Raw genomic sequence first — 12,779 nt, 5'->3', positions numbered from 1 at the left:
CCCCCGGCTAGCGGACGCTGCGGCGCACCCCGGTGGCCCGGCGGCGGGCCACGGCGAACAGCACGGCCGCACCCACGGCCACCACCCCGGCGCCCGCGATCGCCAGCGCCGGGGTGGCGCCGTTCCCACCGGTCTCCGCGAGGTTGCCGCCGCCCTCCCTCCCGCCGGCGGGGGAGGGGGACGCGGCGGGGGCCGGCGCGGCGGCGATCGGGGAGGCGGCGCCCCGGCCGTTCGTCCTCGGGTCGTTGTCGCCGTGACCGCCGTGCTCCACGGTGGACTTGCCCGCGCCGTCGGAGATCTGCTCGTCCGTCGGCGCCTTGGGCGTCTCGACGGGCGCGGCCCCACCCGGCTGAGCGGAGGCGCCCGTTCCCGGCGTGGCCGCGGTACCGCCGCCGGCGTTCCCGCTCCCGCCGTTCCCGCTCCCGCCGTTCCCGCTGTCCTTGCCGAAGACCACGTCCGAGCAGGTGTAGAAGGCCTCGGGGCTGTCCGAGCGCTGCCAGACGCTGTAGACGAGGTGCCGCCCGCTCTTCTTCGGCACCACCCCGCTGAACACGTAGTCCCCGTTCTGCATCCCCGGGTCGGTGACCTTCGCGAACGGGGCGGGCTCCAGGTCGGACCACTTCAGCGGCTTCGACGGGTCGTAGCCGTCCTTCGTCACGTACAGCTCGAAGGATCCCCGGTGCGGGGCGGTGCCCTTGTAGCGGAAGGTGTGCGCCCCCGCCGTCATCGGGGTGGCCGGCCAGTCGGCGCGGGGCAGGTCCAGCCCCTTGTACTTGGCGTTGCCCGCCGAGCACAGCTGCCCGTCGGGGATCAGCGACCGGCTCTTGCCGGCCGCGTTCGCGATGTTCACCGCGTTCCAGTCGTAGAAGGCCTGCGCGCCGCTCGCGGCGACGGCCGCCTTGCACGCCGCCGACTTCGGCGACTCCGGCCCCTCCGCGTAGCACGCCGCGACCCGGCTGACCGGGTCCGTCATCGACCCGTGGGCCGCCGCCGGAACGGCCGCGTACGCGGCCACCGCGAGCGGGGCGAGGCCGGCGGCGGCGATACGGGCGGCGGCGGTGCGGGCGGCGGTGCGGCGGCGTGCAGGCATGGGCGGATCTCCTTCGGGCGCGGGGCAGGGCTGCACCAGCGGAACCGGCCGGTGCGGCGCCGCCCCCCTTGGGGTCCGGTGCCGCCGACGGCCTCCCTGGCCCGGCCAAGCTAGCCCCCGGGAGACCCCGTCCGGCCGCCTTCGCGCCCCCGGAGAGGATCCTTAGGCTCCGCTTAAGGAACCGCTAAGCGCCCCCACAGAAAGGCCGCCCGGTCACCCCAGGAGAGCGGCCAGCCCGTGCGCCGAGCGGGCCTGCTCCTCCAGCGCGTCCAGCGCCCGTACGGCCTGGGCCGCCGCCTCGGGGTCGCTCGCGGCCAGCCCGCTCTCGGCGAACTCGTCCTCGTCCAGCCGCAGGACGGTCTTCCCGTCCGCCGACACCCACAGGTCCAGGTCCAGGTCCTCCACGAGGATCCCGCCGTCGCGGACGACGGCCGGGCGCGTGACGTCGCAGTACCAGCCCTTCAGGACCCCGTCGCCGCTCCGGACCTCCTTGACCGCGTACCAGCGGGTCCTCCAGAAGTGCTCGACGAACACGTCCCCGGGCTCGAACCGGACGAAGCCGAAGTCCCGTACGCCCTCGGCCGCCCACGGTGCCCGCACCGTGATCCGGTCCCCGTCGTCGGCCAGCTGCGCCGCCGGATAGCCGATCTTGGTCCGGCCGCCCTTGGTGAGGGTGATGGTCCAGGTGGTGGTCACTGTGGTGCTCCTCCAAGCCTCTTCGTGAAGCGCGTCTCGGTCGCGCAGATCTCGTATCCGAACCATGCGTTGACCGCGAGCATGGGTCCGTTGCCGGCGTCGTTGCCGGTGAAGGCGTCGGTGTACCCGGCCTCGCGGGCCCGGCGCAGCGAGTCGGTCTTGGCCAGCTTGGCCAGGCCGCGGCCGCGGAAGGCGCGCCGGGTGCCGGTCATCGCCGAGGAATAGCGGGTGCGGCCGTCGGTCCGGGCGGCCGAGAAGGCGGCCACGGCCCCGTCGACGAGGACGACCGAGGTCAGTTCGTGGTCGAGGGTCGGGTCGTGCCAGACGCCGTCCAGCCACTCCTGGTAGTCGTCGAGCTCCACCGGGATGTCGCCCGGCTCGTCGGCCGAGGCCTCGGCGTCGGCCTCGTAGAGGGGCCGGGGGTCGTCGGCGAAGGCCGAGGCCGGGCGGAGCTCCACCCCGGCGGGCAGGTCGCGGGGGAGCGGCGGGAGGGTGCCCGCCGCCAGGTCCAGGTGCAGGAAGTGCGCGGATCGGCTGGCCCGGTAACCGTGCCGCTCGGCGAAGGCGCGGTGCGCGGGCTCGTCGAGCACCCAGGCGTACGCGGCCACGGCCCCGCACGCGGCGAGGTGCTCCTCCGCCGTGCGCAGCAGGGCGGTCCCGGCGCCGCGGGTGCGGTGGGCGGGGTCGACGTAGGCGTTGACGTACGACCGGCCGGGCTCGGGGCTGTCGTGGGCGAGGCCGACCTGGGCCGTGCCGACGGCCCGGCCGTCGGCGGTCTCGGCGATCAGGAGGCGGTGGCGGGCGCGCGGGTGCGCCGAGCCGAGCTCGAACGCCACGCCGGCGGGGGTGGTCACCAGGAAGGGCAGGGCGGCGCGGCGCAGCCGTACCACGGCCTCGGCGTCGGCGGGGTCGTCGGGACGCAGGTCGCGTACGTGAACGGCGGGCAGGGTCATGCGGGGGACGTTACGGGCCGATCCGCCTTCGGCGCCTGCCAATTACAATCGGCGCGTGACCTCGACCAACCCCCTCAGGATCAGGATCGACGGTGCGGCCGGTTCGGCGGCCCCGTACGAACAGCTGCGCGCGCAGATCGCGGACCAGGCCCGTTCGGGCCGGCTTCCGGTGGGCTTCAAGCTGCCGACGGTGCGCGGGCTGGCGGAGGAGCTGGGGCTGGCGGCGAACACCGTCGCGAAGGCGTACCGGGCGCTGGAGGCCGACGGGGTGATCGAGACGCGAGGGCGGAACGGGACGTTCGTCGCGGCGGCGGAGGGGTCCTCGCGGGAGGCCGCCCTCGCCGCGCAGTCGTACGCCGACCGCGCGCACCGCCTGGGCCTCACGGAGCCCGAGGCCCTCGCCGCGGCCACCGCCGCCCTCCGGGCCCGCTACGCCGCCAAGTAGCCCCACCGGCCCCTCCCCACCCAGCGGAGCCCTCGGGAACACTGGAAGAGCGAGCAGGGACCCCGGCCCCGTGCGGTGGGAACGGGTCGCAGGTGACGGCCGGATGCCGGGCGGGGCCGGAGCGGGCCCGGCCCGGCGCCCGACGGACGGAGTCCGTCGCAGCGGTGCGAAGCCGGGGAGGCGCCCCGGCGCCGGGACGCGCGAGCGGCGCGTCAGAGATAGAGCCCCGCCTCCGACTGCGGCTGCGTCGGCAGCACCGCCGCCGGGCCCGTCCCCCGCCGGAGGGCGAAGAGTTCCGCGAGGGTCGCGCCCTCCCGGGAGACCCCCTCGTCGGTCCCGAGCCACTCCACGGCCTCGCCGTGCGTCAGCCGGCCGACCTCGATGCGGGCCAGGCACCGGCCCGGCCGCACCACGGCCGGGTGCAGCCGCTCCAGGTCCTCGTTGGTCGTGACCCCGACCAGGACGTTGCGGCCCTGCCCCAGCAGACCGTCCGTCAGGTTCAGCAGCCGCGACAGCGCCTGCCCCGCCGTGTGCCGCGCCTCGCCGCGGATCAGCTCGTCGCAGTCCTCCAGCAGCAGCAGCCGCCAGCGCCCCTTCGCCGTGCCCTCGTCCTCGCCGATCGCGATGTCCATCAGATAGCCCACGTCGTTGAACAGCCGTTCCGGGTCCAGGACGCAGTCCACCTGGCACCACTCCCGCCACGACCGCGCCAGCGTCCGCAGGGCCGACGTCTTCCCCGTCCCCGGCGGGCCGTGCAACAGCAGCAGCCGCCCCGCGATGTCGTCCGGGGTGACCTTCATCAGCCGGTCCATCGCCGCCGCCACCGGCGCCGTGTAGTTCGGCCGCACCTCCGCCCACGTACCGGCCGAGATCTGCCGCGTCGTACGGTACGGACCGCGGCGCGGGGAGACGTACCAGAAGCCCATCGTGACGTTGTCCGGCTGGGGTTCGGGCTCGTCCTGGGCCCCGTCCGTGGCCTCGCCGAGCACCCGCTGCGCGAGCTCGTCGCTGACCGCGGTGACGGTGACGTCCGCGCCCCGGCTCCAGCGGGAGACCAGCACCGTCCATCCCTCGCCCTCGGCGAGCGTGGCGCTGCGGTCGGTGTCCCGCGCCGCGCGGAGCACGGTGGCCCGCGGGGGCAGCAGCGTGGCCTCCGCCTTCACCCGCTCGATGGTGACGCTCTGCGCGTACGGCTGCTCGCCGGTCGCGAACCGGCCGAGGAAGAGCGCGTCGACGACATCCGACGGTGAGTCACTGTCGTCTACATGGAGCCGGATCGGCAGCGCGTCATGCGGGTCTGCTGGCATGGCGCCCATGATCCGGCACGAACTGCCCTCCCGCACCCGTGTTTCGCCGGATCGGGTGGACGCGTTCCCTCTTCAAACACATCGGGCGTGAAGATTCCGGCGCCAACCCCGCCCCGAAAATTCTTGGCATGAACACTTCCGGCCATCCTCGGCTGCTTGTACCACGGACTCAGGAGTAACCCCCACAAGGAGCCGCACACATGAGCATGAGACTGTCGCGCGTCGCCGCCCTCGCCTCCTCCCTGTTGCTCGCCGCCGGAGCCGCCCTCTTCGGCGCCGGCCAGGCCTCCGCCCAGGCCGACTTCGGCTACGTCGCGCTGGGCGACTCGTACTCGTCCGGCGTCGGCGCCGGCAACTACGACTCCGCCAGCGGCAACTGCAAGCGCACCACCCGCGCCTACCCCGCCCTGTGGGCCGCCGCCCACGCCCCGCAGACCTTCTCCTTCACCGCCTGCTCGGGCGCCCGGACGGGTGACGTCCTCTCCGGGCAGCTCGGCCCCCTCAACGCCGGTACCGACCTGGTCAGCATCACCATCGGCGGCAACGACGCCGGTTTCTCCGACGTGATGACGACCTGTGTCCTGCAGTCCGAGTCCACCTGTGTCAACCGCGTCAACCAGGCCAAGGCGTACGTCGACTCCACCCTCCCCGGCCAGCTCGACCAGGTCTACGACGCCATCCGCGGCCGCGCCCCCTCCGCCAAGGTGGTCGTGCTCGGCTATCCCCGCTTCTACAAGCTGAACGGCAGCTGCATCGCCGGGCTCACCGAGGGCGAGCGCACCGCCATCAACGGCGCCGCCGACTACCTCAACGCCGCCATCGCCAAGCGCGCCGCCGACCACGGGTTCACCTTCGGCTCGGTCGTCGGGGCCTTCACCGGCCACGAGATCTGCTCCGGCGACGCGTGGCTGCACAGCGTCAACTGGACCAACATCGGCGAGTCGTACCACCCCACCGCCACCGGACAGTCCTCCGGCTACCTGCCGGTGTTCAGCGGCAAGGCCTGAGGATCCGCCGCCGGGCTCCCCGTCGGCGCCGGCCCCGCGGTCGGCGCCGTCGTCCCGGCGGGCGGGCCCGAGGGGCTCGCGGGACCAGGGGAGGAGGCCCCGTCCGTCGGGGTCTCCTCCGTGCACGCCACGGAGAACTCCAGCCAGGGCGAGGTCTTCAACAGCGGCGTGCGCACCTCCAGCCGTACCGCGTCCTGGACGTTCCCCCCGGCCGTGCTCCCGGACTCGTCGTGGTTCAGCTGACGGGTGCGCGCCCCGCCCGCCTCGTACGTGATGCTCCGCCAGGGCTCCGCGGACGTGGAGCCGTCGAGCCTGGCCCAGCGGTACTCGACCACGGCCGGCGTCACGGCCACCTCGATGGTGCCGGTGAACGAGGGCGTGCCCGTCGCCGGGGGCGGGCAGCTCCCGGCGTAGGCGCCGCGCAGGGTGTGCACGTACAGGGTGACGTTCTGCGCGGGCCCGCTGGTCGCCGCCTCCGACGGGGACGCCGAAGCCGGCGCCGACGGCGAGGGCCGCTCCGTCACGCCCGGGGTCCCTGACGGCCCGTGCGCCCCGTCCCCGCCGCCGGTGTCGCGCAGCAGCAGCCACACCAGCAGGGCCAGCACCGCCAGCAGGGCCACGATGCCCAGGGCGAGCACCAGGCCCGCCCCGCTCCCGCTCCGCTCCGGCGGCTGCACGGGCAGGGGCGCCGACGGGACCGGCGTCGTCCCGCGGTCACCCCCGTACGGCCCCGCCTGCACCGCCGTCGCGGCCGCGGGGTCCCACGCCGGCCCGCCCGGATCCCGGACGGCGCCGCCCGCGCCGATGATCCGCAGCATCCGGGCGGCCTCCGCCGCGGGCAGCCGCTCGGCCGGGTCCTTGCGCAGCAGCCCCTCCAGTACGGGCTCCAGCGGCCCGGCGCGGCGCGGCGGGGGCAACTCCGCGTCCACCACGGCCTCCAGCGTGGCGACCGGGCTGTCCCGGAGGAAGGGCGAGACCCCCTCCACGGCCGTGTAGAGCATCACCCCGAGCGACCACAGGTCCGACTCGGGGCCCGGGTCCTGCCCCAGCGCCCGTTCGGGGGCCAGGTATTCGGGCGAGCCGATCACCTCGCCGGGCATCGTGAGCGGGGAGACGCCCGCCAGGCTCGCGATCCCGAAGTCGCTCAGCACCACCCGCCCGTCGTTGGCGACCAGTACGTTGGCGGGCTTCACGTCCCGGTGCAGCACCCCGGCCCCGTGCGCCGAGCGCAGCGCCGCCAGCACCTGCTCGCCCAGGTGCGCGGTCCGCTGCGGGGTCATCGGGCCCTCGCCCTCCAGCACCTCCGCCAGGGAGAGCCCGCGCACCAGCTCCATCACGATCCAGGGCCGGCCCTCCTCGGTGACGACGTCGTAGACCGTGACGACCCCCCGGTGCGAGACCCGCGCCGCGGCCCACGCCTCCCGCTCCAGCCGCCGGTAGAGCCGCGCCACCTCGGCGGCGTCCATCCCGCCGGGCGCCCGGACCTCCTTGACGGCGACCTCCCGGGCCAGGACCTCGTCCCGCGCCCGCCAGACCACGCCCATGCCGCCGCGGCCCAGCGGACCGAGCAGCCGGTACCGTCCGGCGATGACACGCCCGGACCCGCCGCTTTCGTTGGCGCTCACGTGATTCCCCCCTGCGTCACCGGGTGATCACTCCAAGTTAGCGCAGCGGGGCTCGGCTGGCCCGCATCGTGACGACACTCTCCGCGGCCCTCACGGAGTGTGTTCCCAAGTGCCGTTTCCCGTACGGAGAGTGACGGGTGACTTCGCTGAGTAATCGTCAACTACCCGTACTCACAGGGGTAATTCACACCACCGGGATACCCGAGGACATTGCGCAGGCGATAGGGTTACCCTGCCCGGGCCGGGTGCCCTCGTACGGGTGGGGAGAGACATGGAACAGATAGCAATGCGCAGCAGGCCGCCCCGCGTGCCTGCCATCACCTGCGGGAGCAGCGCGGTCAGCTCGCGCCTCGACCGCCACCTCGCCGTGCTGGGCGGACCCGCCGCCCCGCGCCACGAAGTGGCCGAGGCGACCCTGCTGATGCGGGAACTCACCTCCCGCGACCACACCCACGTCCAGCGGAGCCGCAGCGCGCGCGTCGCGCTGTTCGCACCGCTGCGCAGGCTGCGGCGCACCCTCTTCGGCAGCCGTCGCTCCTGACCGTCCCCGACGACCGTCCCCGTAGCGCAGCCGGCCCCGTCCGGCTGCACCCGGCCCCGTCTCCTCCCCGGCGCCCTCCGGCGTACGCTGCGCCGGCTCCCCGGCGCCCCGGCCTCAGGCGATCACACCGTCCCCGCGCAGTTCCGCGATCCGCTCGTCCGACGTCCCCAGGGCGCGCAGCAGGGAGTCGGTGTGCTCGCCGAGCGCGGGCACCGCTCCCATCCGCGCCTCCGCTCCCCCCGGCAGCCCGATCGGCGGCAGCAGCGCCCGCAGCGGGCCCGCCGGCGAGTCCACCTCCCGCCAGCGGTCCCGTGCCGCCAGCTGCGGATGTGCGGCCAGCTGGGCCACCGAGTTGAGCCGCGCGCAGGCGATGCCGGCCGCCTCCAGCCGCTCCACCGCCTCGTCGGCCCCCAGCTTGCCGAGCGCCCCGGCCACCACCGCGTCGGTGTCCTCCCGCCCCCGCGTACGGGCCGCGTTGGTCGCGTACCGCGGGTCGTCGGCCAGCTCCGGCCGCTCCAGCACCTCGCGGGCCAGCCGCCGCCACTCGCGGTCGTTCTGGACCGACAGCAGGACCCGGTCCCCGTCGGCCGTCGCGTACGCGTCGTACGGTGCGATCACCGCGTGCGCCAGGCCCGTCCGTACGGGCTGCTCCCCGCCGTGCATGGTGTGGTGCAGCGGATGCCCCATCCATTCGGCGAGCGACTCCAGCATCGAGATCTCCACCGGTCCGCCGCGCCCCGTGGTCCCGCGCCGCAGCAGCGCCGCGAGCACCCCCGAGAAGGCGTACATGGCGGCCGCGATGTCGGCGGCCGGGATCCCCGCCTTCACGGGCCGCTCCGGGGTCCCCGTCACCGACACCAGCCCCGCCTCGCACTGCACGAGCATGTCGTAGGCCCGCTTGTGGGCGTACGGGCCGCCCCGGCCGTAGCCGGAGACGTCCACGGCGACCAGCCGCGGGTAGCGGGCGCACAGCGTGGCCGCGTCGATGCCCAGCCGGGCGGCGGCCCCCTGCGCGAGGTTCTGCACGAACACGTCGGCGCCGGCGAGCAGGGCGTGCAGCACCTCCAGCCCCCGCGGGTCCTTCAGGTCCAGCGCGAGGGACTCCTTGCCCCGGTTGGCCCAGACGAAATGCGAGGCCAGGCCCCGGGCGGCGGTGTCGTAGCCGCGCGCGAAGTCGCCGCCGTCGGGCCGTTCCACCTTGATCACCCTGGCTCCGAGGTCGGCGAGCTGGCGGGTGGCGAAGGGAGCGGAGACGGCCTGTTCGACGGCGACGACGGTGAGCCCGGCGAGGGGGAGGGGTTCGGTGGTCATGGGCCCTGCCTACCGGGTGCGGCCGGGATCTGTCACCCCCCCCACCGCTGCGGACGGGGCTCAGAGCAGGGCGAACTGGCCGCCCGGGCCCTCCTCCTGGTGGTCCAGGACCGAGGCCGGGCGGCGGGACCAGCGCGGCGGCGGCAGCACTCCGGCGGCCTCCAGCTCGGCGGCCGGCAGCAGCGGGCCGGGGGTGAACTCCGCCCGCTCCGGGGCCAGATCGGCGAGCAGCGACAGGGTCGTCACCAGGGCGAGCAGCTCCGAGGTCCAGGCCTGCGGCCACTCGGCCGGCCCGAAACCCTCCAGCCCCCGCGCCTCCGGCTCCCGGTGCGCGCTCCGGGCGGCGAACCAGGACTCCAGCACCGGCACGCCCTGCGCCTCGTACGCCCAGGCCCCGGCGGGCACGGGGGAGACGGTCCCGTCACCGATGGCCAGCGTCTCGGTCTCCGGGTCGTAGCCGAGCTCCCGCGGCCAGGCCGTGACCGCAGCCCGGACGTACGGCCGCCGCCCGCCCGGGAGCCGGGGCGGCTCCCCGCCGCGCGCCCCGCGCAGCTGGACGGTGAGCAGCCGGTGGCCCAGCTCCACCCCGGCCCGCCAGCGCCCGGGGTCGGCGGCGAGCGGCACCTCGTACCCGCGCGGCCCGGGGCGGCCGGCGGCGAGGATCCAGCACAGCACGTCCTCCGGGGTGATCCAGCCGCCGTAGCGGCCGCCCAGCAGCGCGGCCAGGCCCGGCGCGAGGTTGGGCTCGGCGCCGCCCGGCCGCCGGTGCAGCGGGCGGATCCGGCCGAGCCGGCCCGCCGGGAGGTGCGGGGTGACCAGCAGGCCGGGTGCCTCCAGCAGGAACAGCTGCTGCCCGTCCAGGACCCGCCACAGCTCGGGCCGGGCCGCGTCGATGAGCCGCTGGTCGGGGAGCAGCCACTGCTCGTCGAAGGGCGCGCGGAGCACCCGTACGGGATCCGGGAAGGGGCCGGGGTCGTCGGCGAAGCGGGCGGTGGCCGAACGCTGCCCCGGCAGGGCGGCGGCGCCGGCGGAGGGCGTGCGGATCCGGCTGGGCCGGAACAGCTTCTCGCGCTCCGGTCCTTCGGCCCCCGTCAGGGCCGCCCAGCGGGCGCGCAGCGTGGCCGGATCGGGGGCCGCGACCCAGGCGCGGCCCAGGCGCAGGCCGCTCACGGCCCACGGCATCAGATCGTCCAGCAGCGGTACGTCGTCGCTCACCCGGCAGATGGTAGCGACGGGCGGCCGGGGCCGGGCCGTGTCCCGGCCGAAGCGTTACGCTCCTTGTGTAGGCGTCCGTACGCGTCCGTCACCTGCGTACGCGTGGGATCCGCACCGACCGAGGAGTCGGCCATGAGTCAGTACGACGAGTATTCGACCCCCTCGCAGGCCGAGGGCGAACGGCTCGACGAGGACATGGACGAGAAGCAGCGGGAGCAGCGGCACCACCCCCAGACGATGCGCACCACGCCCTCGCAGGCCGAGGGCGAGCGCCTCACCGAGGAGAACGAACAGCGGAGGTAGGGCGTTCCCGGGGCCCGCTCAGGGCGCGTCGACGGTGACCGTGAAGGAGAAGCGGTCGCCCCGGTACCGGATCCGGGCCACGTCGACCACCCGCCCGTCCTCCCCATACGTCACGCCCGTGTAGTGCAGGATCGGGCTCAGCAGCGGCACCCGGAGCAGTTCGGCCGTCTCCGGGTCGGCCAGCCGCGCCTCGACGGTGTCCGTGATCCGGCTGATGCGCACGCCGACCACGTCGCGCAGCACCTTGGTCATCGGCCAGCGTTCCAGGTCGGCGAGGTCCACCGCGTCGGCGAGCTCGGGGCGCACCGCGTTCTCGGCCCAGTTCGTCGGCTCCCCGCTGCTGCCGTCACGCCGCAGGCGGCGGTACGTGACCACCTCCGGCAGGTCCGGGAAGTGCTCCAGCAGCTCCCCGGACACCGGCGTCCGCTCGTGGCCGAGGACCGTCGTGGCCTCGCCCGACTGCTGGGCCACGATCGTGTCGACCGAGCCGAGCAGCCGCACCGGGGCGCTGCGCCGGGCCCCCGGCTCGATGAAGGTGCCCCGCCGCCGGTGCCTGCTGATGAGGCCTTCGCCCTCCAGCTCCTTGAGCGCCTGGCGCATCGTCAGCACGCTCACGCCGTAGTGCTCGGCGAGCTGCTCCTCGGTCGGCAGGCGCAGCGAGGCGTCCGGGGCACGGCCCAGTATCGAGGCGCGCAGCGACTGTGACACCTGGTACCAGAGCGGCAGCTTCCGGTTCAGTACCAGCGAGTCGGGTGCGAAGGCGGTCACGGGTGGTTCTCCGTACGGGCTGGCGCCCCGGGGCGGGGCGGCAGGCGGGGCGGTGCGGTGGCAGGGGGAATACTAGGCGCGGAAGTGCCGCTCCAGCCCCTGCCAGACATCGTCGTATCCCCGCTGGAGGTGGTCGGCGCCGGCCGCCTGGGCGGTGGCGGTGATCGGCCAGCGGGTCTCGAACATGAAGGCCAGGCCGTCGTCGATCTTCTGGGGCTTGAGCTCGGCGGCGCTGGCCCGGTCGAAGGTCTCCCGGTCCGGTCCGTGCGCGGACATCATGTTGTGCAGCGAGCCTCCTCCGGGGACGAAGCCCTCGGCCTTGGCGTCGTAGGCGCCCTCGATCAGGCCCATGTACTCGCTCATCACGTTCCGGTGGAAGTACGGCGGCCGGAAGGTATCCTCGCCGACCAGCCAGCGCGGGGCGAAGACCACGAAGTCCACGCCCGCCAGCCCCGGGGTGTCGGAGGGCGAGGTCAGGACCGTGAAGATGGACGGGTCCGGGTGGTCGTAGCTGATGGACCCGATGACGTTGAACTTCCGCAGGTCGTAGACGTACGGGACGTGCGTGCCGTGCCAGGCCACCACGTCGAGCGGGGAGTGGTCGTAGGTCGCGGCCCAGAGGTTGCCGCAGAACTTGTTGACCACCTCGGTCGGCCGCTCGGAGTCCTCGTACGCGGCGACCGGCGCCCGGAAGTCGCGGGCGGCGGCGAGGCCGTTGGCGCCGATCGGGCCCAGGTCCGGCAGCTCGAAGGGCCGGCCGTAGTTCTCGCAGACGTAGCCGCGGGCGTCGCCGTCCAGGAGCTCGACGCGGAAGCGGACGCCGCGCGGGATCAGTGCCACCTCGCCGGGGCCGGCGGACAGCAGGCCGAGCTCGGTGCGCAGCAGCAGGCCGCCGCGCTCGGGGACGATCAGCAGCTCGCCGTCCGAGTCGCTGAACACCCGGTCGGTCATGTCGGCGTTGGCGGAGTAGAGGTGGACGGCCATGCCGGTGCGCTGGGTGGCGTCGCCGTTGCCGCCGAGGGTCCACAGGCCGGCCAGGAAGTCGGTGCCGGGCGCCGGGTCGGGCAGCGGGTTCCAGCGCAGCCGGTTGGGGTCCGGGACGGTCTCGGTGAAGGGGCCGGTGCGCAGGGCGCCGTTGTCGACGCGGGTGAAGGCCGGGTGCGCGGCGGAGGGGCGGATCCGGTAGAGCCAGGAGCGGCGGTTGTGGCGGCGGGGCTCGGTGAAGGCGCTGCCGCTGAGCTGCTCGGCGTAGAGGCCGAGGGCGGCGCGCTGAGGGGAGTTGCGGCCGAGCGGCAGGGCGCCGGGCACGGCCTCCGAGCTGTGCTCGTTGCCGAAGCCGGTGAGGTACTCCAGCGTCTGCGCCGTCTTCCTGGCCTGCTCACTCATGGGCTGCTCCCGCTCCGTCGAAGGAATCCTATGCTCGACAGTAGGATTCCGCGACCCGCACGTCAACGCCGTGTTTCCGGCCAGGGCGCGCACGGGGGGATCCAAAAAGATGAACATTGCTCTACTCTCTCG

The 12,779-nt window shown here is 74.7% G+C and carries 13 protein-coding genes; 4 read left to right on the top strand and 9 right to left on the bottom strand.

Going from position 1 to position 12,779, the window contains the following annotated elements; genetic code table 11:
• Window positions 1-7 precede the first annotated feature (7 nt).
• The 3 genes from WDV06_RS13540 to WDV06_RS13530 all read right to left on the bottom strand — a co-directional run bounded on the left by WDV06_RS13540 (window position 8) and on the right by WDV06_RS13530 (window position 2,739).
• Window positions 8-1,090, bottom strand: a complete 1,083-nt coding sequence (locus WDV06_RS13540; RefSeq protein ID WP_395509947.1) for a lytic polysaccharide monooxygenase auxiliary activity family 9 protein — start codon at window positions 1,088-1,090, stop codon at window positions 8-10.
• 213 nt (window positions 1,091-1,303) lie between these two features.
• Window positions 1,304-1,786 carry a ribonuclease FAU-1 family protein gene (locus WDV06_RS13535; protein WP_395509946.1) on the bottom strand — a complete coding sequence of 161 codons (483 nt, stop codon included), beginning with the start codon at window positions 1,784-1,786 and terminating at the stop codon, window positions 1,304-1,306.
• The gene (locus tag WDV06_RS13530) at window positions 1,783-2,739 is read right to left on the bottom strand and encodes a GNAT family N-acetyltransferase (protein WP_395509945.1); all 957 of its coding nucleotides are present in this window, start codon (window positions 2,737-2,739) and stop codon (window positions 1,783-1,785) included. The genes WDV06_RS13535 and WDV06_RS13530 overlap by 4 nt, the downstream gene beginning before the upstream one ends.
• Before the next feature lie 55 nt (window positions 2,740-2,794).
• Between WDV06_RS13530 and WDV06_RS13525 the strand changes: the two genes are divergently transcribed.
• Complete coding sequence (locus tag WDV06_RS13525; RefSeq protein ID WP_395509944.1) at window positions 2,795-3,184, top strand: GntR family transcriptional regulator; 390 nt, start codon at window positions 2,795-2,797, stop codon at window positions 3,182-3,184.
• A 212-nt stretch (window positions 3,185-3,396) separates the two neighbouring features.
• Here the strand turns inward: WDV06_RS13525 and WDV06_RS13520 are convergent, their stop codons facing one another.
• A complete protein-coding gene (locus tag WDV06_RS13520; RefSeq protein ID WP_395509943.1) occupies window positions 3,397-4,491 on the bottom strand; it encodes a DUF5925 domain-containing protein in 1,095 nt (364 codons plus the stop codon).
• A 206-nt stretch (window positions 4,492-4,697) separates the two neighbouring features.
• Here WDV06_RS13520 and WDV06_RS13515 point away from each other — a divergent pair, with 206 nt between their 5' ends.
• Window positions 4,698-5,498, top strand: a complete 801-nt coding sequence (locus WDV06_RS13515; protein WP_395509971.1) for an SGNH/GDSL hydrolase family protein — start codon at window positions 4,698-4,700, stop codon at window positions 5,496-5,498.
• Here the strand turns inward: WDV06_RS13515 and WDV06_RS13510 are convergent.
• Window positions 5,468-7,123: a serine/threonine-protein kinase gene (locus tag WDV06_RS13510; RefSeq protein ID WP_395509942.1), complete on the bottom strand. Its 1,656-nt coding sequence runs from the start codon at window positions 7,121-7,123 to the stop codon at window positions 5,468-5,470. The genes WDV06_RS13515 and WDV06_RS13510 overlap by 31 nt on opposite strands.
• Before the next feature lie 271 nt (window positions 7,124-7,394).
• On the opposite strand from WDV06_RS13510, the gene WDV06_RS13505 reads away from it, so the two are divergent.
• Window positions 7,395-7,664: a hypothetical protein gene (locus tag WDV06_RS13505; protein ID WP_395509941.1), complete on the top strand. Its 270-nt coding sequence runs from the start codon at window positions 7,395-7,397 to the stop codon at window positions 7,662-7,664.
• Window positions 7,665-7,778: 114 nt separating this feature from the next.
• Here WDV06_RS13505 and WDV06_RS13500 read toward each other — a convergent pair whose 3' ends face one another.
• Together WDV06_RS13500 and WDV06_RS13495 are read right to left on the bottom strand one after the other, a co-directional pair.
• The gene (locus WDV06_RS13500) at window positions 7,779-8,975 is read right to left on the bottom strand and encodes a CaiB/BaiF CoA transferase family protein (protein ID WP_395509940.1); all 1,197 of its coding nucleotides are present in this window, start codon (window positions 8,973-8,975) and stop codon (window positions 7,779-7,781) included.
• A gap of 60 nt (window positions 8,976-9,035) precedes the next feature.
• Window positions 9,036-10,157, bottom strand: a complete 1,122-nt coding sequence (locus WDV06_RS13495; protein ID WP_395509970.1) for a type ISP restriction/modification enzyme — start codon at window positions 10,155-10,157, stop codon at window positions 9,036-9,038.
• A gap of 165 nt (window positions 10,158-10,322) precedes the next feature.
• Here WDV06_RS13495 and WDV06_RS13490 point away from each other — a divergent pair, with 165 nt between their 5' ends.
• Entirely contained in the window at window positions 10,323-10,493 is a 171-nt protein-coding gene (locus tag WDV06_RS13490) for a hypothetical protein (protein WP_395509939.1), read from the top strand.
• An 18-nt stretch (window positions 10,494-10,511) separates the two neighbouring features.
• Here WDV06_RS13490 and WDV06_RS13485 read toward each other — a convergent pair whose 3' ends face one another.
• Window positions 10,512-11,261 (bottom strand): GntR family transcriptional regulator, encoded by a 750-nt coding sequence (locus WDV06_RS13485; RefSeq protein ID WP_395509938.1) that lies wholly within the window; start codon window positions 11,259-11,261, stop codon window positions 10,512-10,514.
• Between the two features lie 72 nt (window positions 11,262-11,333).
• A complete protein-coding gene (gene hmgA, locus WDV06_RS13480; RefSeq protein WP_395509937.1) occupies window positions 11,334-12,647 on the bottom strand; it encodes a homogentisate 1,2-dioxygenase in 1,314 nt (437 codons plus the stop codon).
• Window positions 12,648-12,779: the final 132 nt, after the last annotated feature.

The organism is Streptomyces racemochromogenes (assembly GCF_044129415.1).
Lineage (GTDB): Bacteria > Actinomycetota > Actinomycetes > Streptomycetales > Streptomycetaceae > Streptomyces > Streptomyces racemochromogenes_A.
The sequence above is the reverse complement of the archived record's forward strand: the minus strand, read 5'-3'. Positions and strand labels throughout refer to the sequence as shown.